The following is a 22,370-nucleotide window of genomic DNA, read 5'->3' on the forward strand; positions in this document are numbered from 1 at the left end:
CCACTCCTTCGGCCAGGCCCCGGCCCCCAGGTGCGCCCCCGCGAACGCCCCCGTCAGGCAGGCGATCGAGTCCGAGTCGCCCTTGGTGCAGGCGGCCCGGCGCAGGGCCGTGACCGGCTCGTCCGGGAAGAGCAGGAAGCTGAGCAGCCCGGTGCCGAGCGCCTCCTCGGCGATCCAGCCGTCTCCGGTGTACTCGCACGGGTCGATCTCCGGGTCGGCGGTGCGCAGCACGCCCGCCAGCCGCTCCAGGACGGCCAGGCACTCGTCCCAGCCGCGCTCGATGAAGTGTGTGGGGGTCGGGTCCTGGGAGTACGTCCAGAGGTCGCCCAGCCAGCCGGTGTGGTAGCGGGAGCGGTTCTCGTAGGCGTACGAGCGGAGCTGGCCGACCAGGCCGAGCGGTTCGGCGCCCTGGGCGAGCAGGTACACCGCGCGGGCCGTCAGGTCCGAGGCCGCCAGCGCCGTCGGGTGGCCGTGGGTGAGCGCGGACTGGAGCTGGGCCGCGCCCGCGCGCTGCTCCTCGCTGAGCCCGGGGACGAGGCCGACCGGCGCGACCCGCATGTTGGCGCCGCAGCCCTTGGAGCCGATCTGGCTGGCCTGCTGCCAGGGCCGGTCGCCGTCGAGGAGCATGCAGGCCCGCATGCAGGTGCGTCCGGGGGCGCGGTTGTTGTCCGGGGAGTGGTACCAGTCGACGAACTCCTCTCGGACGGGCCGGGCCATCCGCAGCGGGGCGAGGACGCCGCGGTCCATGGCGGTCCGGATGCCGCGGCCGAGCGCGAGCGTCATCTGGGTGTCGTCGCTGACGTGCGCCGTCGCGGGGCCCTGGAGTTCGAGCCGCCGCCAGGGGCCGAACTTCGCGAGGATGGCGGGGACGTCGTTGAACTCGGTGGGGAAGCCGAGGGCGTCCCCGAGGGCGAGTCCGATCAGGGAACCGGTGGCGGCCTGCTTCGTCACCGTGCGGGTGAGGGTCACGTGGATCTTCCTTCCGGTCGCAGCAGCGGCGGGTGGAGGGCCGTGGCCTCGCCCGCCCGGTAGAGAGCGGCCGGTTTCCCCCGTCCGCCGGTGAGACGCGGCGGCCCCTCCACGGCCCGGACGAATCCGGGCGTGGCGAGGACCTTGCGTCGGAAGTTGGGGCGGTCCAGCTCGACGCCCCAGACGGTCTCGTACACCTGCCGCAGCTCGCCGAGGGTGAACTCGGGCGGGCAGAAGGCGGTGGCGAGACAGGTGTACTCGAGCTTGGCGCCGACCCGTTCGTGCGCGTCGGCGAGGATCCGGTCGTGGTCGAAGGCGAGCGGGCCGTGGGTCCCGTAGGGGACCCAGCGGGCCTGGGCGGCGTCGCCGCCGCCGCGCGGCTCGGGCGGGTCGGGGACGAGCGCGGTGTAGGCGACCGAGACCACCCGCATCCTCGGGTCGCGGTCGGGCTCGCTGTAGGTGCGCAGCTGTTCGAGGTGGAGTCCGGCGACGGTGTCCGCGGACAGGCCGGTCTCCTCGGCGAGTTCACGGCGGGCGGCCTGCCCGGCGGACTCGCGGGGCAGCACGAAGCCGCCGGGCAGGGCCCAGGATCCGGCGTACGGCTCCTGGGCCCGCTCGACGAGGAGCACGTGCAGGCGCTCGTCCCGCAGCGTGAGGACGGCGAGGTCGACGGTGACGGCGAAGGGCTCGAAGGCGTGCGGGTCGTAGCCCTCGGGGGCACGGGGACCGGTCATCGGCGCTCCGGAAGGGGGTCGGCGAGGTGGCTGCCCTCGGCGAGCAGGGCGTCCACGGCGGCGACCGCCGCCGCGAGCCGCTCCTCGTGCGGGCCGGTGAGGACGGCGGTCCTGCGGCCGGTGCGGGCGAGCTGGGTGAGGAAGCGGGCGGTCATCCACGGGCGCAGGTGCTCGCCGTCGCGGAGCCCGTCGTCCTCGAAGTCGACGCCGCGGTGGTCGGTGAGCAGCCAGAGGTGCTGCCGGCCGCGTGCGGCGACCTGGCCGGTGGCGGTGCTCGTGGTGCCCATGTAGCGCTCGTGCCAGATGGTGGTGGCGAAGGCGTCGGTGTCGCAGAAGAGGACGGGCGAGCCGGTCCGCGCGGCCTCCTCCTCCAGCTCGGCCTGGCGCTGGGCGATGACGGGGAAGTCGCCGGACCGGAAGGTGACGTCCTGCCAGGTGGCGCCGGGGCGCCGGGCGCGCAGTTCGGCGAGCTTGAGCTCGCTGTACTCGCGTCCGTACTCCGGGACGTACCGGGTGGCGGCCCAGATGCCGCCGCGCCGCCGGTAGTGGTCGGCCAGCGCGAGGGCCATGGTGGTGGTGCCGGTGGACTCGGCGCCGAGGACGACGACCCGGCGGGTCAGGGCGGCCCGTACGGGCGCCTCCAGGAACTCCCAGCAGCCGGTGAGGTCCTTGCGGACGGCGGTGCCGGAGACCGGGAAGCGCGTACGGTCCGGGTCGACGCACACGGCGTCGGCACCGAAGCGGCGGCCGAGTTCCTCCCCGTACGGCTCCGAGGTGAAGACGGCGTCGACGGACTCGGGCACCGCGGCCCGGAAGACGGCCATGTGCGCGGCCCACACGTCCGGGTCGTGGAGGTCCACGGGGATGTCGTCGACCGCGCCGACGACGAGGACGTCGGGGTGGATCTCGCGCATCCAGGCGACCCGGTCCTCGAGGGACAGGCTCTCCACGGAGGAGGCGCAGACCAGCACCGTGAGGCGCTCGCAGCGGTCGCGGGCGGTGCGGACGAGATGGTGGTGGCCGGCGTGCGGTGGGTAGAACTTGCCGAGGACCAGGCCGTGTCCGTAGCGCTTCACGCCGCCGCCTCCACCGGGACCGCGCGCACGGTGGCCAGGTCCCTGGTCCAGCTGCGCAGGCCGAGGACGCAGAGCGTCATGAAGCCGACGTACAGCAGCGAGGTCAGGTAGAGGTCCTTGTAGGCGTAGAGCGGCACGTAGACCACGTCGGCGGCGATCCACAGCCACCAGGACTCCAGCCGCTTGCGGCACTGGCCGTAGGTGGCCATGAGGGAGAGCGCGGTCGTCAGCGCGTCCCAGAAGGGGACCGTGGAGTCGGTGGCACGGTCGAGCAGCAGCGTGAGCGCGAGGGTCCCCACCGCCCCCGCCGCGAGCAGCCATGTCCACTCGGTGCGCGAGGTGCGGCGCACCGGGAGGGCGTCGGAGCCTGGTCCACCCCCGTGGGTCCAGGTCCACCAGCCGTACGCGGCGAGGGCGATGAAGACGAGTTGGAGGCCGGCGTCGGCGTAGAGGCCGGCCTGGGTGAACAGCAGGACGAAGAAGAGGTTGTTGGCGATGCCGACCGGCCAGTTGGCCAGGTGCTGGCGGGCGACCAGCCAGACACAGAGCGCGCCGCTGCCGAAGCCGAGGACCTCGGTCCAGGCGACCGGGGTGTCCAGGACGGTGAAGAGCGGCTGCTGCAGGGGTTCGAGAACGTTCGCGAGGCTCACGCCCGCCTCCTTAAGAGTCATGTTGACTATAAAGGGTGGCGGGCCACGCCCACAAGGCCGAATCGACGGGCGGCGCGGGGCCGGGGCCGGGGAACACGAAGGCCCGTGACCGCCGGGTGGCGGTCACGGGCCCTCACGGGGTGCGGCGGGCGCTACATGCCGACTTCCTTCATCAGCATGCCGACCTCGGTGTTGGTCAGACGGCGCAGCCAGCCCGACTTCTGGTCACCGAGGGAGATCGGGCCGAAGGCGGTGCGGACCAGCTTCTCGACCGGGAAGCCCGCCTCGGCGAGCATCCGGCGCACGATGTGCTTGCGGCCCTCGTGCAGGGTGACCTCGACCAGGTAGTTCTTGCCGGTCTGCTCGACGACCCGGAAGTGGTCGGCGCGGGCGTAGCCGTCCTCAAGCTGGATGCCGTCCTTCAGGCGCCGGCCGACCTCGCGCGGCAGCGGGCCCGTGATGGCGGCCAGGTACGTCTTCTTCACGCCGTACTTCGGGTGCGTGAGGCGGTGGGCCAGCTCACCGTGGTTGGTGAGCAGGATGATGCCCTCGGTCTCGGTGTCGAGCCGGCCGACGTGGAAGAGACGGGTCTCGCGGTTGGTGACGTAGTCGCCGAGGCACTGGCGGCCGTCCGGGTCCTCCATGGTGGAGACGACGCCGGCCGGCTTGTTCAGCGCGAAGAAGAGGTGCGACTGGGTGGCGACGGTGAGGCCGTCCACCTTGATCTCGTCCTTCTCCGGGTCGACCCGCATGCCCTGCTCGATCACGACCTGGCCGTTGACCTCGACCCGGCCCATGTCGATCAGCTCTTCGCAGGCCCGCCGCGATCCCATGCCGGCCCGCGCGAGCACCTTCTGCAGCCGCTCGCCCTCCTGCTCGGCGCCGGGGAAGGTCTTGGGGGTCTTCACCTGCGGCTTGTCGGCGTACCGCTCCCGGTTGCGCTCCTCGGCGCGAGCGTCGTACTCACGCGAGCGGGCCGGCGCCGTACGGCCGCCACCGCGCTGCGGGGACTGCCGGGGGCCGCCCTTGGCACCACCGCGGGCGGCGGAGCCACGACCGCGCTTGGGGCCGTCGGAGGGGCCGCCGACCTCGTAGCTGCGCTCCTCGGGGCGCGGCTTGCGCGGCTTGCCGCCGCCCTGCCGGTCGTCGCGACCGTTGCCGGCGCCGCGGTAGTTGCCGCGACCACCGCCGCCACCACCGCTGCTGCCGCCGCGGCCGCCGCTGTTGCCACCACGGCTCCCGCCGTTGTTTCCGCTGCTGTTCCTGCCGCTGCTGCTTCGCATCAAATGTCCGTCTTGTCGTCTGCGTCCTCGGAACCCGGTGCCTCTGGCGCGTCCGGGTCGAACGACGGCACCCCCTCCAGCGTCTCCGCCTCGATCGCGTCCGCCTCGGGGAGGAAGGGCGCGAGCTCGGGGAGTTCGTCCAGGCCGCGCAGGCCCATCCGCTCCAGGAAGTAGTTCGTCGTCCTGTACAGGATCGCACCTGTTTCGGGTTCCGCGCCCGCCTCCTCCACGAGACCGCGCTGGAGGAGGGTCCGCATGACCCCGTCACAGTTCACTCCGCGCACGGCCGAGACCCGGGAACGGCTGACCGGCTGGCGGTACGCGACGACCGCCAGGGTCTCCAGGGCCGCCTGGGTGAGCCGGGCCTGCTGGCCGTCGAGGACGAAGCGCTCGACGGCCGCGGCGTGCTCCGGCCGGGTGTAGAACCGCCAGCCGCCCGCGACGAGCCGCAGCTCGAAGCCGCGGCCCTGGACGGTGTACTCGTCGGCGAGCTCGCGCAGCGCGTCGCCGACCTCGCGCCGGGTGCGCTCGAGGACCTTGGCGAGGTGCTCCTCGGTCGCGGGCTCGTCGACGACCATGAGGACGGCTTCGAGGGCGGGCTTGAGGTCGCTCATGCCGTGTCCTTCGTGACGGGTGCGGTCTGGTCGAACTCGTCGGTGACCCGGGTCTCGCCGTCCCCGCCGGTCCAGGTGACGGTGAGGTCCCCGAGAGCGTCCTCCTGGTCGAGGGCGACGGCCTTCTCCCGGTAGAGCTCCAGCAGGGCGAGGAACCGGGCGACGACGGTCAGGGTGTCCTCGGCGCTCGCGGCGAGCTCCCGGAAGCTCAGGGTGCCGCGCTCSCGGAGGAGGGCGACGACGAGCCCGGCCTGTTCGCGGACGCTGACGAGCGGGGCGTGGATGTGGTCGACGTAGACCTGCGGCTTGGCGCGCGGCTGCATGGCCTTGACCGCCAGCCTGGCGAAGCCCTCGGCCCCGATGCTGATCACGACCTCGGGCAGCAGCTCGGCGTGGTGCGGTTCGAGGCCGACGGTACGGGGGAAGCGCCGCCCCTCCGCCTCCCACCGCTCGTGGAAGATCTCGGCGATCCGCTTGTACGCGCGGTACTGGAGCAGCCGCGCGAAGAGCAGGTCCCGCGCCTCCAGGAGGGCCAGGTCGGCCTCGTCCTCGACCTCGGCGGCGGGCAGCAGGCGGGCCGCCTTGAGGTCGAGCAGGGTGGCGGCGACGACGAGGAACTCGGTGGTCTGGTCGAGGTCCCAGTCGGGTCCCATGGCGCGGATGTGCGCCATGAACTCGTCGGTGACCTGCGAGAGGGCGACCTCGGTGACGTCGAGCCGGTGCTTCGAGATCAGCTGGAGCAGGAGGTCGAAGGGCCCTTCGAAGTTCGCCAGSCGCACGGTGAAGCGCCCGTCGTCGACGGGGGTGCCGTCGGGGGCGGGGTCCGCGGCCGGCCGGCCGGACGGCGCGTCCGGCCGGGGGGCGCGGTACCGGGCCGAAGCGGGAGAGCGGCAGGCCCGCAGGCTACCCTCAGCGGCCCCGCAGCCGTCGTACGAGGATGCTCGCGTCGCCCCGGGACTCCAGGTCCGCCAGGACCACCGCCACCGCCTCGCGGACGATGCGGCCGCGGTCCACGGCGAGGCCGTGTTCCCCCCGGAGCACCAGACGCGCGTGCTCCAGGTCCATCAGTTCCTCGGCGGAGACGTAGACCGTGATCTTCTCGTCGTGCCGCTCACGGCCGCTGGGCCGCCGGTTCGGCGACCTGCCCCGCCGTCGCGCCGGTGCCGGCGTGGCGGCGGCCGGTGCGGCGGGCTCCGCCGTCCGGGCCCGCGGTTCCGCCGGCGGGTCCGACTCCGCCGCCGCGTGCTCCGCGGACGCCGAGCCCTCCGCCGCCTCCGTGTCGCTCTCGCCCGCGGGTGCCGGCACGCGGGCCTCGCCCCGCCGCGGCGACGACGCCTGCAGCGCCATCCCCCCGGTCGTACGGAAGAGTTCGTCGGCGCCGGGCAGACTCACTCGGCGTGACACCGGGCGAGCACCTCCCTGGCGAGCTGGCGGTAGGCGGCGGCGCCCACGGAGTTGGAGGCGTACGTCGTGATGGGCTCACCGGCGACCGTGGTCTCCGGGAAGCGCACGGTCCGGCCGATCACCGTGTGGTAGACGTGGTCGTCGAATGCCTCGACGACGCGCGCCAGCACCTCACGGCTGTGCACGGTCCGGGAGTCGTACATCGTGGCGAGGATGCCGTCGAGCTCCAGGTCGGGGTTGAGCCGCTCCTGGACCTTCTCGATCGTCTCGGTCAGCAGGGCCACACCGCGCAGCGCGAAGAACTCGCACTCCAGCGGGACGATGACCTTGTGAGCCGCCGTCAGGGCGTTCACGGTCAGCAGGCCGAGCGAGGGCTGACAGTCGATCACGATGTAGTCGTAGTCGTTCATCAGCGGCTTGAGGGCGCGCTGGAGCGTCGACTCGCGCGCGACCTCGCTGACCAGCTGCACCTCGGCGGCCGAGAGGTCGATGTTGCTCGGCAGCAGGTCCATGTTGGGCACGGCGGTCTTGAGCAGCACCTCGTCCGCCGACATGCCCCGCTCCATGAGCAGGTTGTAGACGGTGAGGTCCAGCTCCATCGGGTTCACACCGAGACCGACCGACAGGGCTCCCTGCGGGTCGAAGTCGACGAGCAGCACCCGCCGCCCGTACTCCGCGAGCGCGGCACCCAGGTTGATGGTCGACGTGGTCTTGCCGACGCCGCCCTTCTGGTTGCACATCGCGATGATCTTCGCGGGTCCGTGATCGGTCAGCGGGCCCGGGATCGGGAAGTACGGCAGGGGCCGTCCGGTGGGGCCGATCCGCTCGCGGCGCTGCCGGGCAGCGTCGGGTGCGAGGGTGGCCGCGTACTCCGGGTCGGGCTCGTACTCGGCGTCGGGGTCGTAGAAGTGCCCCTCGGGCATCTCGTCGTAGGCGGCGAAGTGGGTGGACTCTCGGCCACTCTCGTTGCCGGCCGTGGCGTTCACGTGTAGGCCGTCCATCATCTTCATCGTGTGGGCTGTCGTCATGGGCTGATTGGCCGCGTTGGTCGCGAAGGTTCGGACAGCGACGGAGCCGACAGGGATTCCTGGCTGTCCACCCCCGGGAGTAAATGTCGACTCATTCACAAGTCGTCTTACCTCCTTGGATGTGACCAGGAACATTTATCGATAGGTCAGCGTGGCACCATGCCGACGGTTGGCGACTCTATGGCGTGTCACCGGTCCGCAGCAACACAATCCGCCGGACCCGGCACGATGTGTCGGCAACCGAACACCCCTCTGTCAAGGGTGCGCAGCCATGCATCCGCACGTTTCGGGGGTGTGCGAAACGGTTAAAGGGTTACGTTCGAGGCGAGTTGAACAAGGCACGCGAAGTGGCCGGATACACATCCGGCCGGACCTTGCTCGACAAGGTCCGGCCGGATGCGTGAGGTTGACGGCGCGCATTGACGCCCCGCCTGCGGGGGTCAGCCCAGGAGGGTGCTCAGCTCGACGTGCTCGAGACCGTGCGCCTCGGCGACCTCCTTGTAAACCACCTTGCCGTCATGGGTGTTGAGACCCAGGGCCAGGGAGGCGTCGCGGCGCAGCGCCTCGGCCCAGCCGTTGTTCGCGAGCGACACGATGTAGGGCAGCGTGGCGTTGGTGAGCGCGTAGGTGGAGGTGTTCGGCACCGCGCCCGGCATGTTGGCGACGCAGTAGAAGACCGAGTTGTGGACCTGGAAGGTCGGCTCGGCGTGGGTGGTCGGGTGGGAGTCCTCGAAGCAGCCGCCCTGGTCGATGGCGATGTCGACAAGGACACTTCCGGGCTTCATCTTGGCGACGAGCTCGTTGGTGACCAGCTTCGGGGCCTTCGCTCCGGGGATGAGGACGGCGCCGATGACGAGGTCGGCCTCGACGACGGCCTTCTCCAGTTCGAAGGCGTTGGAGACGACCGTCTTCACCTTCGTGCCGAAGATCTTGTCGGCCTCGCGGAGCTTGTTGATGTCGCGGTCGAGCAGCGTCACGTGGAAGCCCATGCCGACGGCGATCTGGGTGGCGTTCCAACCGGAGACGCCGCCGCCGATGACGACGGCCTCGCCGGCGTGGGTGCCGGGGACGCCGCCGGGCAGCACGCCGCGGCCGCCGACCGAGCGCATCAGGTGGTAGGCGCCGACCTGCGGGGCCAGGCGGCCCGCGACCTCGGACATCGGGGCGAGCAGCGGGAGCGCGCGGTTCGCGGTCTCGACCGTCTCGTAGGCGATGGCGGTGGTGCCGGACTCGAGGAGGGCGTCCGTGCACTCGCGGGAGGCGGCGAGGTGCAGGTAGGTGAAGAGGGTCTGGTCCTTGCGGAGGCGGTGGTACTCCTCGGCGATGGGCTCCTTGACCTTGAGCAGCAGGTCGGCGATGGCCCAGACCTCGTCGGCGGTGGGCAGGATCTGCGCACCGGCGGAGACGTACTCCTCGTCCGTGATCGAGGAGCCGAGACCGGCGTTCCGCTCGACGAAGACCTGGTGGCCGTGGCGGACGAGCTCGTGGACACCGGCGGGGGTGATGGCCACGCGGAACTCGTTGTTCTTGACCTCGCGGGGGATGCCGACCTTCATCGTCGATCACGGTCCTTGAATCAGGGGGAAACTGGGGGCAAAGCGATACATACCCGGATGCACGACGGCGCACCGGGACAGACCGCGTTCGATTGCGGCTCAACCAGTCTAATGAAGGAGTTCCCGCTGTCTAGCCTTGCAAAGCATTAATCTTCGACAGAAGCACTGCGGATTTCGCAGGCGGATGGGTCGGTTCCCAGGAGTCTTTCCGCAGCGGAGCGGTGCAGCCGGGCCGCAGCGGGGTCGCCGAGCCGGTCGAGGGTGTCGGCCAGCCTGAGCTGCAGCGCCGCCTGGAGCCGCGTGTCCTTCGCCCGCCGCGCCCACTCGACCGCCTCCTCGCACGTCCGCAGGGACTCCTGGGGTCGTCCGGCGTACTCCTGCACCCGCGCGGCCTCGCTCAACGCCCGTGCGTAGCCGGGCAGATCGGCCTGGCGGCGGTAGCCGGCCGCGGCGGCCCGCCAGTTCCGCAGCGCCTCCCCGTAGCGGCCGGCGTAGGTCTGCACCGCGCCGAGCCGTGCGTAGAGCCGGGCCTGGTCGGCCCGCTCGTCGCGGGCGAGGCGCTGGGCGAGGGCGCGGCCGTACCAGTCGCCGGCCCGCTGCCAGTCCCCCAGCTCCTGGTAGGAACCGCCTACGGATTCCATCGCCCGGCCGACCGCGTACGGGTCGTTCGCCGCGCGTCCGGCGTCGAGCGCGGTCCGGTAGCGGGCCAGGGCCTCCCGGGTCCGGCCGCTGCCGGCGTCCAGGTCGGCGAGGTTCAGCAGGGCGGCGGCCCGCTCCCGGTGCAGCCCGCGCCGCTCGGCCACGTCCAGGACGAGCCGGTGCAGGCCGTACAGCTCGGGCGCCGCGGCCTGCGCGCCGCGGTGCGCGGTGAGGGCCCTGACCAGGGCGGCGACCAGCCGGCGGGCCAGGGTGTCGAGCTCGCCGTCGGCGACGGCGAGCCGGGCGGAGGCGAGCAGGACGGGCAGCCGGCTGTCGAGCCATTCGGCGGCGGCCGGGGCGGTGGGGAAGCGCAGGGCGCGGGGCAGCCCGGCGAGCTTCCGCTGCGCGGGCGCCCCCTCGGGCTCGGTCACCGCGCGGCAGGACTGGAGGAGCCGTACGGTCCGCTCCAGCATCCGGGCCCGGGCGAGCTGGACCTCGGCGGGGCGGTCGCGCTCCTCCAGTTCGGCCCGCAGCAGGGGGACGAGGTGTCCGGGGACCTCGTACTGGCCGTCCTCCGCCTCCGTCACGAGGTTCAGGGCGACGAAGCCCTCGAGGGTGCCGGCCGCCGCGGAGACCGAGCAGCCGGCCAGCGCGGAGGTGGTGTGGGCGTCGACGCGGCCGAGCGGGGCGAGCGCGAGATGGCGCAGCGTCCGGGCGGCCGGCGCGGCGAGGGAGTCGTGGACCAGCCGGAACGCCCTGGTCAGCGGGTCGCCGGACAGGGCGCGCAGCCGCTTGGCGAGGTCGGCGACCGAGGCCTTGGGGCGGGCGGCGAGCCAGGCGCCCGCGAGCACGACGGCCGCGGGCTGGCCACCGCACTCCTCGGCGAGGGTCTCGGCGGCCTGCGGGTCGACCGTGACGCGGACCGAGCCGGTGAAGGTGGTGAGCAGTTCGATGGCGGACTTCGGGTCGATGCCGCCGAGGGTGCACGGACGGACGTCGGGGATCCCGGTGAGCGGGCCGCGGGCGACGGCGAGGACCAGGGCGTCGGGGTTGTCCGGGATCAGCGGATCGACCTGCTCCGCGTCGACGGCGTCGTCGAGGAGGAGGACGGTGCGGCGGTCGGCCAGGGCCGCGCGGACCAGTTCGGTCAGTTCGTCCTCGCCGGCGCCCGGGGGTTCGCCGACGCCGAGGTCCCGGAGGAGCGCCTGGGCGACCCGGGCGGTGGGGACGGGGGTGCCGCCGGGCTCGGTGAGCCGGCCGCGGTACACCCCGTCGGGGTACTGCCCGGCGAGTCCGGCCACGAGCTCCTCGGCGAGCGCCGTCCGGCCCGATCCGGGGCGACCGGCGATGAGCAGGACGCGGGCGCGGGGGGCCTTGCGGCCGGCGAGGGTGTCGAGACCGGTCCGTTCGATGTCGGCGCGCAGGGCCTTCAGTTCCCGCTGCCGGCCGAAGAACTGCCGTACCCCGCCCGCTGCCACCGCCTGATCCGTCACGGGCCACGCTCCCGTCCACCTGCGCACGAGCCGATCCCGCGGGGGGCTCCGCACGGGTGATCCCGAGCGTAGTTCAGGGCGCGGGCACGACCCGGCGGAGCACGGCGGACGGTTCCCTCGATCGGATCAACAGATCGTCATACCGCAACCCTCACGGGTGTCCTACGACTCGAACGGGCGCGCCGGCCAGGGCGAGTCGGCCGGGCGCAGCGCGTCCACGCCGTCCCCGGTCCGCGCGGCCATCAGGGAAAGCACACCGACCACCAGGCAGTTGTTGTGCACGTCCCCCGCGAGCACCCGGCGCACCAGTTCGGTGAGCGGAACGCGCGCCAGCTCCATATCGGCCTCCTCCTCGGAGACCTCGAAGCGCTCGCCCTCCGCTTCGGAGAGATCGCGCGCCAGGAAGATCCGTACCGCCTCGTCGCAGCCGCCGGGCGTCGTGTAGACGTCCGTGAGGACCTTCCAGTCCGCGGCCTTGACGTGCGCCTCCTCGTACAGCTCGCGCTCCGCGGCGTGCAGCGGGTTCTCGCCCGGGACGTCGAGGAGCCCGGCCGGGATCTCCCAGAGCTTCTGCCGCACCGGGTGCCGGTACTGCTTGAGCAGCAGCACCCGGTCCTCGTCGTCCAGGGCGACGATCGCCACCGAGCCCGGGTGGACCTGGTAGTCGCGGCGCGCGACCGTGCCGTCCGGCATGACGACGTCGTCCGTGCGCACGCTCGTCTTGTTCCCCTGGAAGGGGGTCGTCGTCGCGACGACCCGCCACTCCTCGGGGGTGTCCCTCAGCTCCATCTGCGTCCTCCCACGACACACGTCCGCACACACGAAAACCGGGGTACCGGTCCCGGCAGGACCCGTACCCCGGCAACGTTAACTCCTGTGACTACTTGCCCGTCTTGCGCTCGACGGCGGCCTTGACCAGGCCCGCGAACAGCGGGTGGGGGCGCGTCGGACGCGAGCGCAGCTCCGGGTGGGCCTGGGTGGCGACGAGGTAGGGGTGCACGTCGCGCGGGTACTCGACGTACTCGACGAGCTTGTTGTCCGGGGACGTGCCCGAGAAGACGAGGCCCGCCTTCTTCTCCAGCTCCGCGCGGTAGGCGTTGTTCACCTCGTAGCGGTGACGGTGGCGCTCCTCGACGTACGGCTGGTCGTCGTAGACCTCGCGGACGATCGAGCCCTCGGCGAGCTTCGCCGGGTACAGGCCCAGGCGCATCGTTCCGCCCAGGTCGCCGGCGCCCTCGACGTACGCGAGCTGCTCCTCCATGGTCGAGATGACCGGGTGGGCGGTCGCGGCGTCGAACTCGGTGGAGTTGGCGTCCGGGATGTCGGCCAGGTTCCGGGCGGCCTCGATCACGATGCACTGGAGGCCCAGGCAGATGCCGAGCAGCGGCACCTTGTTCTCACGGGCGTACTGGATCGCGCCGATCTTGCCGTTGACACCGCGGTCGCCGAAGCCGCCGGGGATCAGGATCGCGTCGACGTCGCCGAGCTGCTTCTTCGCGCCCGCGGCGGTCTTGCACTCGTCGGAGGTGACCCACTTCACCTTGACCCGCGCCTTGTTGGCGAAGCCGCCGGCGCGCATGGCCTCGGTGATCGACAGGTACGCGTCGGGCAGGTCGATGTACTTGCCGACGAGCGCGACCGTGACCTCGTGCTCCGGGTTGTGGACGCGGTCCAGCAGGTCGTCCCAGGTGGACCAGTCCACGTCACGGAACGGCAGGTCGAGCTTGCGCACGACGTAGGCGTCCAGGCCCTCGGTGTGCAGCACCTTCGGGATGTCGTAGATCGACTTGGCGTCGATGGCGGCGACCACGGCGGCCTCGTCCACGTCGCACATCAGCGAGATCTTGCGCTTGATGGCGGTGGGGACCTCGCGGTCGGCGCGCAGCACGATCGCGTCGGGCTGGATGCCGATGTTGCGCAGGGCCGCGACCGAGTGCTGGGTGGGCTTGGTCTTCAGCTCGCCGGAGGGGCCGATGTACGGCAGCAGCGAGATGTGGACGACGAAGACGTTGTCGCGGCCGACCTCGTGGCGGACCTGCCGGACGGTCTCCAGGAACGGCAGCGACTCGATGTCGCCGACCGTGCCGCCGACCTCGGTGATGACCACGTCGACGTCCTCGGTCGCCATGCGGCGGATCCGGGACTTGATCTCGTTGGTGATGTGCGGGATGACCTGGACGGTGTCGCCGAGGTACTCGCCGCGCCGCTCCTTGGCGATGACCTGCGAGTAGACCTGGCCGGTGGTGACGTTGGCCGAACCGTCGAGGTCGACGTCGAGGAAGCGCTCGTAGTGGCCGATGTCCAGGTCCGTCTCGGCGCCGTCGTTCGTGACGAAGACCTCACCGTGCTGGAAGGGGTTCATCGTGCCGGGGTCGACGTTCAGGTACGGGTCGAGCTTCTGCATCGTGACCCGCAGGCCCCGCGCCTTGAGGAGCGCACCCAGGCTGGAGGCGGTCAGGCCCTTGCCGAGGGAGGAGGCGACACCCCCGGTGACGAAGATGTGCTTGGTCGTCGTGGTTTTGGGCGGCATCGCCAAGAGGGGGCTCCCGTGGTCGCGTTCTGGAGGTGCGTTCCGGCGTGCCCTCCGGGAGAATCGGGGGGGTGCCGTCGCTGCGGTTTCGGGGGTCTCGGCTCTCGCCGTTTCCCACCGGTCCACGGGGTACCAGGGTATCAGCGACAACGGGAGACCGCTTCCGGCCACACGGGGCAGTCGGGTGCACACGGACGGCGACACGCCCTCCGGCGCACGCGCCACGCCGCGGGAATCGCGGCGTCAAGCCCTCCTCGCCCGAAAGGAGTACCCGCGTTACACAGGCGACACTGCAGCCCCTGGGGGTGCGTCGTATCCTGCTCGGACACTCGCTGCCGATCGTCAACGATCAGTTGACCGCTGACTTGTAGTAAGCGCCCCGAGGGGCGGACGTGGCCGTTCGACTGGAGATTGCACGTGGCCGGGCGCATCGAGGATTACGCACTCATCGGAGACATGCAGACCGCAGCCCTGGTCTGCCGGGACGGCAGTGTCGACTGGCTCTGCCTGCCACGCTTCGACTCGCATGCCGTCTTCGCGGGACTCCTCGGTACCGAGGAGCACGGGTTCTGGCGGGTCGGCCCGGCCGGCCCCGACGGCTCCACCCCGCCGCCGGCCGACCGGCGGCGCTATCGCGGCGACTCGCTCGTACTGGAGTCCGAATGGGACACCCCGCACGGCACGGTCCGGGTCACCGACTTCATGCCGCCGCGTGACGGCGCGCCGCAGCTGATCCGGATCGTGGAAGGCGTGTCGGGCCGGGTCCACATGCGCTCCGCGCTGCGGATGCGCTTCAGCTACGGCCGGGTCGTGCCCTGGGTCCACAAGGTCGGGGACCGCACCGTCGCCGTCGCGGGACCGGACTCGGTGTGGCTGGACACCGACGCCGAGACGCACGGCGAGGACCTGACGACGTACTCGGACTTCACCGTCTCGCCGGGCGACCGGATCACCTTCACGATCAGCTGGCAGCCCTCGCACCGGGAGCCGCCCGCCCTGCCGGACCCGGAGGGCTCGCTGGAGGCGACCGAGGACTTCTGGCGGGAGTGGGTCGAGCACTGCACGTACCACGGCCCGTACCGCGAGGCCGTCGTCCGCTCGCTGATCACGCTGAAGGCCCTGACCTACGCGCCCACCGGCGGCATCGTCGCCGCGCCGACCACCTCCCTGCCGGAGGAGATCGGCGGCGTGCGGAACTGGGACTACCGCTACACCTGGCTCCGCGACGCGGCGATCACCCTCTCCTCGATGCTGCGCACCGGCTACCGCGAGGAGGCCCGTGCCTGGCGGGACTGGCTGCTGCGCGCGGTCGCCGGCGACCCGGAGAACCTGCAGATCATGTACGGCATCGCGGGCGAGCGCGAGCTCGGCGAGGCGGAGCTGGACTGGCTGCCCGGGTACGAGAACTCCGGCCCGGTCCGGGTCGGCAACGGCGCCGCCAACCAGCTCCAGCTCGACGTGTACGGCGAGGTCACCGAGGCCCTGCACCTGGCCCACATGACGGGCCTGTCGCGCAACGACTACGCCTCGCTGCTCCAGCTCAAGCTGATCAGGTACCTGGAGACGCACTGGGACCAGCCCGACGAGGGCATCTGGGAGGTGCGCGGCCCGCGCCGCCACTTCGTGCACTCCAAGGTGATGGCCTGGGTGGCGGTGGACCGCACCATCAAGCTCATCGAGTCCGGGGACGCTGACGGCCCGCTGGAGCGCTGGCGCGAGCTGCGCGACGACATCCACCGCGACGTCTGCGAGAAGGGCTACGACAAGGAGCGGAACACCTTCACGCAGTCCTACGGCTCGAAGGAACTGGACGCCTCGCTGCTGCTGATCCCGCAGATGGGCTTCCTGCCTCCGGACGACAAGCGGGTCATCGGCACGATCGAGGCGATCCAGCGGGAGCTGTCCACCGAGGACGGCTTCGTGCTGCGCTACCCGACGGCCGGCGAGGAGGCCGGGGTCGACGGGCTGGAGGGCGACGAGGGCGCCTTCCTCGCGTGCTCGTTCTGGCTCGCCGACGACCTGGCGATGATCGGGCGGGTGGACGAGGCCCGCCGGCTCTTCGAGCGGCTCCTGTCGCTCCGCAACGACCTCGGCCTGCTCGCGGAGGAGTGGGACCCCCGTCTCCAGCGGCAGGTGGGCAACTTCCCGCAGGCCTTCAGCCACGTGCCGCTGATCGACACGGCGCTGCGGCTGACGGCGAGCGGGGCGTACGGAGGTTGAGGGGCGGGGGACCGGCCACCGACCTACGATGAAGGTGTCCTGTCCCCCCACCGAAAGGGGGGCATCCCATGGCTCCCCACACCACCGTCCCCGACAGCGCCCTTGCCGGACTCCGCGAGGATCTGGCGGGAGACGTGTTCGTACCGGGCGATCCCGGATACGACGAGGCCCGGATCGTCTTCAACGGGATGATCGACCGCCGGCCCGCCGTGATCGCCCAGTGCGAGACCCAGGACGACGTCTCCAACGCGGTGCTCTTCGGCCGGGAGGCCGGCCTCCCCATCGCCGTGCGCGGCGGCGGGCACAGCGTCGCCGGCCTGGCGCTCAACGACGGCGGTCTCGTGGTCGACCTGCGCAGGATGCACACGGTCGTCGCCGATCCGGAGAACATGACCGTACGGCTCGGCGGCGGCTCCACGATGAGCCACCTGGACCGGGCGTGCCAGCCGTTCCACGTCGCGGTGACCGGCGGGCGGGCGTCCACGACCGGCGTCGGCGGGTTCACGCTGGGCGGCGGATCGGGCTGGCTGGAGCGGAAGTTCGGGCTCGCCTGCGACAGCCTGCTGGGTGCGGAGCTGATCACGGCCGAGGGCAAGCACGTGCACGCCGACGCGGAGCACGGCTCCGAGCTGTTCTGGGCACTGCACGGCGGTGGCGGGAACTTCGGGGTGGTGACGTCGCTGACGCTGCGGGTGCATCCGCTGCCGCGGTTCAGCATCGTCCTCCTGTTCTTCCACCGCGACGCCGGGCCCGACGTGGTCCGCGCCTACCGGGACCTGCTCGCCGACGCGCCGGACGAGGCCGGCGGCGGCGTCATCTACCTCACCGCGCCACCCGAGCCCTTCATGCCGGAGGAGCTCGTGGGCGGCCTGGTCAGCGGGGCGCTGGTGACCTGGGCGGGGCCGGTGGACGAGGCCCGGGCCTTCGCCGCGCCGCTGTTCGCGCTGGGGCCGCGGGCGGAGGTCGTCATGGACCTGCCGTACGCCGACTTCCAGTGCATGCTCGACGACCCGCCGGGGATGCGGAACTACTGGTCCGCCGAGTACCTGGCCGACCTGCCCGACGAGGCCGTGGCGGCCTTCTGCGCCCGTGCCGACGACATGATCGTGCCCTCGGGAACCCAGCACGTGCTGTTCCCGATGGGCGGGCAGGTCGCCCGGGGCCCGGCGGACTACCCGGTTCCGTGGCGCGACGCGCCGTGGGCCGTTCACCCCTTCGGGGTGTGGGAGGACCCGGCGGACGACGAGCGCGCGGTCCGCTGGGTCCGGGACGTGCGGGCCGACGCGAAGCCCTGGTCGACCGGGGCGGTGTACCTGAACTTCATCGGGTCCGAGGGCGAGCAGCGGGTCGTCTCGGGCTTCGGCGCCGAGAACTACCGTCGGCTCGCGGCGGTGAAGGCCGAGTACGACCCGGAGAACGTGTTCCGGTTCAACCACAACATCGCGCCGGCCGGCTGAGCTTCACCGCAGCGCGTCGATCACCTCCCGGGCCGCCCGCTCGCCCTCCGTGGCGCCGCCTTCCATGAAGCCCTGGAAGTCGTAGCTGCAGTGTTCGCCACCGATGTGGATCCGGCCCTGGGCGGTCCCCTCGTACCCCGCGTACCGGTGCAGGTAGCCGACCGGCCAGCAGGAGTACGCGCCGAGCGTGTACGGATCGCGATGCCAGGCGGAGAGCTGCGCGCGGCCCGTGTACGCCTTCGACGTGCCGGGGAAGAAGGCGTCGACGCCCTGGAGGCGGCGGGTCACGAGGCCGCGCACGTACGGGTCGGCCTCCGTGGAGAACGGACCGGCGGGGCTGAGGGATTCGGCGAGGCCGCCGCCGCCGTACTGGAGCAGGATGCCGCCGGTGCCGCCCTGGATCTTGGTGGTGTCCCAGGTCTGCTGGACCTCGGTGTCGGTGAAGCAGTCGCCCGCCGAGACGCCGGGCCAGGGGCCGGTGCCGCGCCAGGGGCGGGTGGCGAACTGCATGTTGAGCTTGGTGCAGTACCCCATCCGCGCGTCCCGCAGGAGGTTCCTCATGAGCGGGTCGAACCCGGCCCGGGTGAGGTCGAGCCGCTGGAGGACCGGCAGGGGCAGGCACAGGATCGTGTGGTCGGCCGTGACGGTCCGGGTGGCGCCGGCCTCGGTGAAGGTCAGCGTCTGGGTGCCGTCCGTCTCGGCCCGCACCGCGGTCAGGGACCAGCCGTGGCGCAGGGTGCCGGGGGCGAGCGCCCCGGCGACGGCGTTCGGGAGCCGGTCGTTGCCGCCGACGACGTGGTACCGCTCGTCGGACAGACCCCAGACGTTGAAGTGGCCCGGATTGGTCTGATAGCCCATCAGCAGGACCAGGGCCAGCGAGGACTGCTCGGTGGTGTCGGCGCCGTACTCGACGTTGTAGGCCACGTCGATGAATCGACCCAGCGGCGAGTCGTGGCCGCCCGGGACCCGGGACTCGATCCACGTGTGTATCGACATGTCGTCGAGGGCGGTGCCGGCGTGCGTCGTCCGGTTCCACCGGACCTCCCCCGCTTCGGACAGGTCGCGCCGCAGGGCCTGGTACACGGCTTTGAAGTCCTCGTCGGCCTGGGCACGCGGGTAGTACGCGCCGTCGAACCAGAGGACCTCCTCGGCTCCGTTGGGCCCGCCGCCGAGGAAGTCCTCCACGGGCAGGTCGAAGCGGCGGCAGAGCTCCAGGATCTTCTTGTGGCCGGTGTCGATCAGTTCGCCGCCGATCTCCGAGGTCTGCCCGTACGCCCAGTGGGCGCGCTGGGTCCACATCCGGCCGCCGACGCGCGAGGGGTTCGCCTCGTAGAGCACCGGCCTCAGGCCGGCGTCCTGGAGGGTGAGGGCGGCGGTGAGGCCGGAGATCCCGGCGCCGACGACCGCGATCCGGGCCGTGTCCTTGGCGCCGGGTGCGGGGGTGGCGGCCCGGGCGGGCGCGGGCCGGGACGCGGCCGCGCCCGTGCCGGCGGCGATGCCGGCCGCGGCGGCGTACGTGAGCAGGGAGCGGCGGCCGAGCGGGTCGGACCGCATGTCGCGGAGTTCGGCGACGGGGAGGCCGAGCCGTCGGGCGTCGGCGTGCTCGGCGGCGAGGCGGTTCAGGAGGTGCATCGGATTCGTGCGTGCCATGGGGCGCTCCTGGGGGATGCGGGGTCAGCTCTGGGGTACGGGCGCGGGCGCGGGGCTGTCGTCGTCGGTGCGCTCGGCCGCGTCCTCCAGGACGATCCGGCCGATGATCTCGTAGCGCTCGGGGCGGCGGTGCTTGAGATGGAGACCGAGGGCGAGGCCCCCGAAGAAGACCGCGCCGACGATCCACGGGATCGCCTCGAAGAAGAGCGAGTCGGCGGCCAGCCCCGCCGCGGTCTCCATGTTCATGATCAGCAGGACGACGACGGCGATCATCCCGACACCGCCCAGCAGCGGGGCGGTGAAGGTCCTGAACCAGTGCCGGTCCTCGGGGTGGTTCCTGCGGAAGTAGCCGATGACCGCGAAGGAGCACAGGGTCTGGACGATGAGGATGGCCATGGTGCCGAGGATCGCGAGCAGTGTGTAGAGGTGGATGTAGGGGTCCTGCCCGGTGAGCCAGAAGGCGCCGACCAGGACGACGGCGATGGCGCTCTGGACGTAGGAGGCGATGTACGGGGAGCCGTGCCGTGCGTGGGTGCGGCCGAGGGCCGGGTGCAGGAAGCCCTCGCGGCCGATGGCGTAGAGGTAGCGCGAGGCGCACTGGTGGAAGGCCATGCCGCAGGCGAACGAACCGGTGAGCAGCAGCCACTGGAAGGCGTCGACGGCCCAGGCGCCGATGAAGGACTGGGTGGGGGCGAAGAAGAGGTCGAGGGGCGAGCTGGAGGAGGAGAGTGCCACCGAGCCGGTGAGGCCGTTCCCGGCGATCGTCATCCAGGAGACGTAGATGTAGAAGAGGCCGACGCCGATGACGGAGACCAGGGTGGCGCGCGGGATGACCCTCTTGGGGTCGCGGGACTCCTCGCCGTACATCGCGGTCGACTCGAAGCCCACCCACGACCAGAAGGCGAAGAAGAGGCCGAGGCCGGCGGAGGCGCCGGTGAACGCGTTCTTCGGGTTGACGGGCTCGAAGGGGATGCCGTCCGGCCCGCCGCCGGCGATCAGGACGGCGGTGGCGACGGCGAACAGGACCGCGATCTCGGCGACGAGCATCACGCCGAGCGCCTTGGCCGTGAGGTTGATGTCGAAGTACGCCAGGACGGCGGTGACCGCGAGCATCGCCGCCGCGTAGACGATCCACGGCAGGTCCACGCCGAGCTGGTCGGCGACCGTGGTCCGGGTGAAGTAGGCGAACACACCGACGATCGAGGCCTCGAAGACCACGTACGCGAGGACCGCGAGCATGCCGGAGGCCATGCCCGCGATCCGGCCGAGGCCGTGCGAGATGTAGCCGTAGAAGGCGCCGGCGGCGGTGATCCGCTTCGCCATGGCGACGTAGCCGACCGAGAAGACGGTCAGGACGACCGTCGCGAAGAGATAGCCGGCGGGCGCGCCGGTGCCGTTGCCGAAGCCGACGGCGATGGGGAGGTTTCCGGTCATCGCCGTGATCGGGGCGGCGGTCGCGACGGCCATGAACACGACGCCGACGAGGCCGACCGAGTTCGCCTTGAGCCGCTGCACCGCTGGGGTGGGGTTCTCTGCCATGGCGGGAGAGCATCCTCCCGGGTGATGTACGCCACAATCGACATGCGGTCGCGCAAATACCGTTCAGGGGCGACGAGTTGTCGCCCCGATGGCCCAACCGTCCGGCCCTGTGACCGCCAGGTGATGTTGCCGCAACACCGGCGGAGGTAGCGTCCCGGCCCATGGACAATCAGGGCGGGATCACCGTGCAGCGGGCGCTGGAGCTGCCCGGACTCCGCAGCGGGCTCCCGGAGGTCGTCGTGGGTGCCGACCGGCTGCACCGCCGGGTGCGCTGGGTGCACGCGGGCGAGGTGCCGAACATCGCGTCGCTGCTCAAGGGCGGTGAACTGCTGCTGACCACCGGACTGGGCCTGGGCACCCGCCCGGCGGAGCAGCGCGCGTTCGTACGCCGGCTCGCGGACCGGGGAATCGCCGCGCTGGTGGTGGAGCTGGGACCGCGCTTCTCGCGGCTGCCCGCGGCGATCGTGGAGGCCGCGCGGTCGGCGAACCTGCCGCTCGTGCAGCTGCACCGCGAGGTGCCGTTCGTCACCGTCACCGAGGAGATCCACACCGAGATCGTCAACGGGCACTACGCGCTGCTGCGGCAGGCGGAGGAGGTGCACCGGCAGTGCACGGAGGCACTGCTCGGCGGTGGCGGCGTACCGCAGGTGCTGCGGATCCTGGCCGACTTCACGGCCAATCCGGTCTTCCTGGAGACCCCGGACGGCCAGCTGCTCTACGCGGCGGGCGCCGAGTCCGCCCCGGCGGACCCGCTGCAGGTGTGGGACGGACTGCGCGGCCAGCGGGCGGCACGCGAGTCCGGGCCGCCGACCGGCGCGGTACTCGTGGACGTGCCGGGCGGCGGTCCGGGTACGGGTTCGGTCCGTGCCCGCCTGGTACTGCTGGCGGTCTCCGCTCCCCTGTCCCCGGTCCACCGCATGGCGGCCGAGCGGGCGGCGGGCATCCTGGCGGTCGTGCTCATGCAGGCGCGGCAGGAGGAGGAGCTGGCGGCCCGCGGCCGGGGCGACTTCCTGACGGACCTCGCGGAGGGCCGGATCACGCCGGAGGACGCGCCCGCCCAGGCGCGGGTCCTCGGCTTCAAGCCGGGGGACGGCCCGCTGCTCCCGGTGGTGATGCGGCTGGCGTCGGAGCTGTCCCCGTCGGGGAACTGGGCTCTCCTCGCGCGCGCGGTCCTGGAGGAGCTGTCCTCGGTCGGCGTGCCGGTCCTGCTGGGTGTGCGCCCGGTGGAGGGCCGGGTGCCGCTGCTGCTGGGCCTGCGGTCGGAGTCCGAGCGCACGGCGGTGGCCGACCGGGTGGCGGCGGCGGACGTCGCGGTGCTCCCGTCGCGCTGGGAGGCCCGGTCCCTGCTGGCGCAGGAGGCGTTGCGGCTGGGTGTGCCGCTGGTCGCGACGGCGGTGGGCGGTGTGCCCGAACTGGTCGGTGACGCGGCGGAGCTGGTCCCGTGGGGTGACGCGCGGGCGCTCGCGGAGGCGGTGCGCCGCCTGCTGGAGGACGTGGACCGCCGGATGGACCTGGCGGCGGCGGGCCG

18 protein-coding genes are annotated in these 22,370 nt (G+C 72.1%); 3 read left to right on the top strand and 15 right to left on the bottom strand.

The genetic code is table 11. The features are described 5' to 3' along the window. The 13 genes from EAO71_RS09625 to EAO71_RS09685 form a co-directional block, all read right to left on the bottom strand. A partial coding sequence (locus tag EAO71_RS09625; protein ID WP_147979196.1) for an ADP-ribosylglycohydrolase family protein occupies positions 1–969 on the bottom strand: 969 nt, incomplete at its 3' end. Next, positions 966–1,703: an NUDIX hydrolase gene (locus EAO71_RS09630; protein WP_147977345.1), complete on the bottom strand. Its 738-nt coding sequence runs from the start codon at positions 1,701–1,703 to the stop codon at positions 966–968. The genes EAO71_RS09625 and EAO71_RS09630, both read right to left, overlap by 4 nt. Beyond that, complete coding sequence (locus EAO71_RS09635) at positions 1,700–2,779, bottom strand: AAA family ATPase (protein WP_147977346.1); 1,080 nt, start codon at positions 2,777–2,779, stop codon at positions 1,700–1,702. The genes EAO71_RS09630 and EAO71_RS09635 overlap by 4 nt, the downstream gene beginning before the upstream one ends. Then, the gene (gene pnuC, locus EAO71_RS09640) at positions 2,776–3,429 is read right to left on the bottom strand and encodes a nicotinamide riboside transporter PnuC (protein WP_147977347.1); all 654 of its coding nucleotides are present in this window, start codon (positions 3,427–3,429) and stop codon (positions 2,776–2,778) included. Before pnuC ends, EAO71_RS09635 begins: the two co-directional genes overlap by 4 nt. A gap of 152 nt (positions 3,430–3,581) precedes the next feature. Further along, positions 3,582–4,712, bottom strand: coding sequence for a pseudouridine synthase (locus EAO71_RS09645; RefSeq protein WP_147977348.1), 1,131 nt, complete (start codon positions 4,710–4,712; stop codon positions 3,582–3,584). Continuing rightward, positions 4,712–5,326: an SMC-Scp complex subunit ScpB gene (scpB, locus tag EAO71_RS09650; RefSeq protein ID WP_147977349.1), complete on the bottom strand. Its 615-nt coding sequence runs from the start codon at positions 5,324–5,326 to the stop codon at positions 4,712–4,714. Before scpB ends, EAO71_RS09645 begins: the two co-directional genes overlap by 1 nt. Continuing rightward, positions 5,323–6,105, bottom strand: a complete 783-nt coding sequence (locus EAO71_RS09655; protein ID WP_147977350.1) for a segregation and condensation protein A — start codon at positions 6,103–6,105, stop codon at positions 5,323–5,325. Before EAO71_RS09655 ends, scpB begins: the two co-directional genes overlap by 4 nt. 130 nt (positions 6,106–6,235) lie before the next feature. Beyond that, a complete protein-coding gene (locus EAO71_RS09660) occupies positions 6,236–6,730 on the bottom strand; it encodes a hypothetical protein (RefSeq protein ID WP_261992072.1) in 495 nt (164 codons plus the stop codon). After that, positions 6,715–7,758 carry a ParA family protein gene (locus EAO71_RS09665; protein ID WP_261992073.1) on the bottom strand — a complete coding sequence of 348 codons (1,044 nt, stop codon included), beginning with the start codon at positions 7,756–7,758 and terminating at the stop codon, positions 6,715–6,717. The genes EAO71_RS09660 and EAO71_RS09665 overlap by 16 nt, the downstream gene beginning before the upstream one ends. Positions 7,759–8,198: 440 nt before the next feature. Beyond that, positions 8,199–9,314: an alanine dehydrogenase gene (ald, locus tag EAO71_RS09670; RefSeq protein ID WP_147977352.1), complete on the bottom strand. Its 1,116-nt coding sequence runs from the start codon at positions 9,312–9,314 to the stop codon at positions 8,199–8,201. 146 nt (positions 9,315–9,460) lie between these two features. Continuing rightward, complete coding sequence (locus tag EAO71_RS09675; RefSeq protein WP_261992074.1) at positions 9,461–11,446, bottom strand: AAA family ATPase; 1,986 nt, start codon at positions 11,444–11,446, stop codon at positions 9,461–9,463. 162 nt (positions 11,447–11,608) lie between these two features. Next, a complete protein-coding gene (locus tag EAO71_RS09680; protein WP_147977354.1) occupies positions 11,609–12,235 on the bottom strand; it encodes an NUDIX domain-containing protein in 627 nt (208 codons plus the stop codon). Between the two features lie 91 nt (positions 12,236–12,326). After that, positions 12,327–13,976, bottom strand: coding sequence for a CTP synthase (locus EAO71_RS09685; protein WP_147977355.1), 1,650 nt, complete (start codon positions 13,974–13,976; stop codon positions 12,327–12,329). A 417-nt stretch (positions 13,977–14,393) separates the two neighbouring features. Here EAO71_RS09685 and EAO71_RS09690 point away from each other — a divergent pair, with 417 nt between their 5' ends. Both EAO71_RS09690 and EAO71_RS09695 read left to right on the top strand, forming a co-directional pair. Beyond that, positions 14,394–16,196, top strand: a complete 1,803-nt coding sequence (locus EAO71_RS09690; protein WP_187282624.1) for a glycoside hydrolase family 15 protein — start codon at positions 14,394–14,396, stop codon at positions 16,194–16,196. 68 nt (positions 16,197–16,264) lie between these two features. Further along, a complete protein-coding gene (locus EAO71_RS09695; RefSeq protein WP_147977357.1) occupies positions 16,265–17,653 on the top strand; it encodes an FAD-binding oxidoreductase in 1,389 nt (462 codons plus the stop codon). A 3-nt stretch (positions 17,654–17,656) separates the two neighbouring features. On the opposite strand, the gene EAO71_RS09700 is transcribed toward EAO71_RS09695, so the two are convergent. Further along, the gene (locus EAO71_RS09700; protein WP_147977358.1) at positions 17,657–19,303 is read right to left on the bottom strand and encodes a flavin monoamine oxidase family protein; all 1,647 of its coding nucleotides are present in this window, start codon (positions 19,301–19,303) and stop codon (positions 17,657–17,659) included. A 24-nt stretch (positions 19,304–19,327) separates the two neighbouring features. Further along, a complete protein-coding gene (locus tag EAO71_RS09705; protein ID WP_147977359.1) occupies positions 19,328–20,842 on the bottom strand; it encodes an APC family permease in 1,515 nt (504 codons plus the stop codon). 161 nt (positions 20,843–21,003) lie between these two features. Here EAO71_RS09705 and EAO71_RS09710 point away from each other — a divergent pair. Beyond that, a partial coding sequence (locus EAO71_RS09710; protein WP_187282625.1) for a PucR family transcriptional regulator ligand-binding domain-containing protein occupies positions 21,004–22,370 on the top strand: 1,367 nt, incomplete at its 3' end.

It is taken from the genome of Streptomyces sp. MS191 (assembly GCF_008042125.1).
In the GTDB taxonomy this organism is placed as follows: domain Bacteria; phylum Actinomycetota; class Actinomycetes; order Streptomycetales; family Streptomycetaceae; genus Streptomyces.

Excerpts from the sequence above, each read along its gene's own strand:
- EAO71_RS09630 (WP_147977345.1), bottom strand. The coding sequence starts at position 1,703 with ATGACCGGTCCCCGTGCCCCCGAGGGCTACGACCCGCACGCCTTCGAG.
- EAO71_RS09645 (WP_147977348.1), bottom strand. The coding sequence starts at position 4,712 with ATGCGAAGCAGCAGCGGCAGGAACAGCAGCGGAAACAACGGCGGGAGC.
- scpB (WP_147977349.1), bottom strand. The coding sequence starts at position 5,326 with ATGAGCGACCTCAAGCCCGCCCTCGAAGCCGTCCTCATGGTCGTCGAC.
- EAO71_RS09665 (WP_261992073.1), bottom strand. The coding sequence starts at position 7,758 with ATGACGACAGCCCACACGATGAAGATGATGGACGGCCTACACGTGAAC.
- ald (WP_147977352.1), bottom strand. The coding sequence starts at position 9,314 with ATGAAGGTCGGCATCCCCCGCGAGGTCAAGAACAACGAGTTCCGCGTG.
- EAO71_RS09680 (WP_147977354.1), bottom strand. The coding sequence starts at position 12,235 with ATGGAGCTGAGGGACACCCCCGAGGAGTGGCGGGTCGTCGCGACGACG.
- EAO71_RS09685 (WP_147977355.1), bottom strand. The coding sequence starts at position 13,976 with ATGCCGCCCAAAACCACGACGACCAAGCACATCTTCGTCACCGGGGGT.
- EAO71_RS09695 (WP_147977357.1), top strand. The coding sequence starts at position 16,265 with ATGGCTCCCCACACCACCGTCCCCGACAGCGCCCTTGCCGGACTCCGC.
- EAO71_RS09700 (WP_147977358.1), bottom strand. The coding sequence starts at position 19,303 with ATGGCACGCACGAATCCGATGCACCTCCTGAACCGCCTCGCCGCCGAG.
- EAO71_RS09705 (WP_147977359.1), bottom strand. The coding sequence starts at position 20,842 with ATGGCAGAGAACCCCACCCCAGCGGTGCAGCGGCTCAAGGCGAACTCG.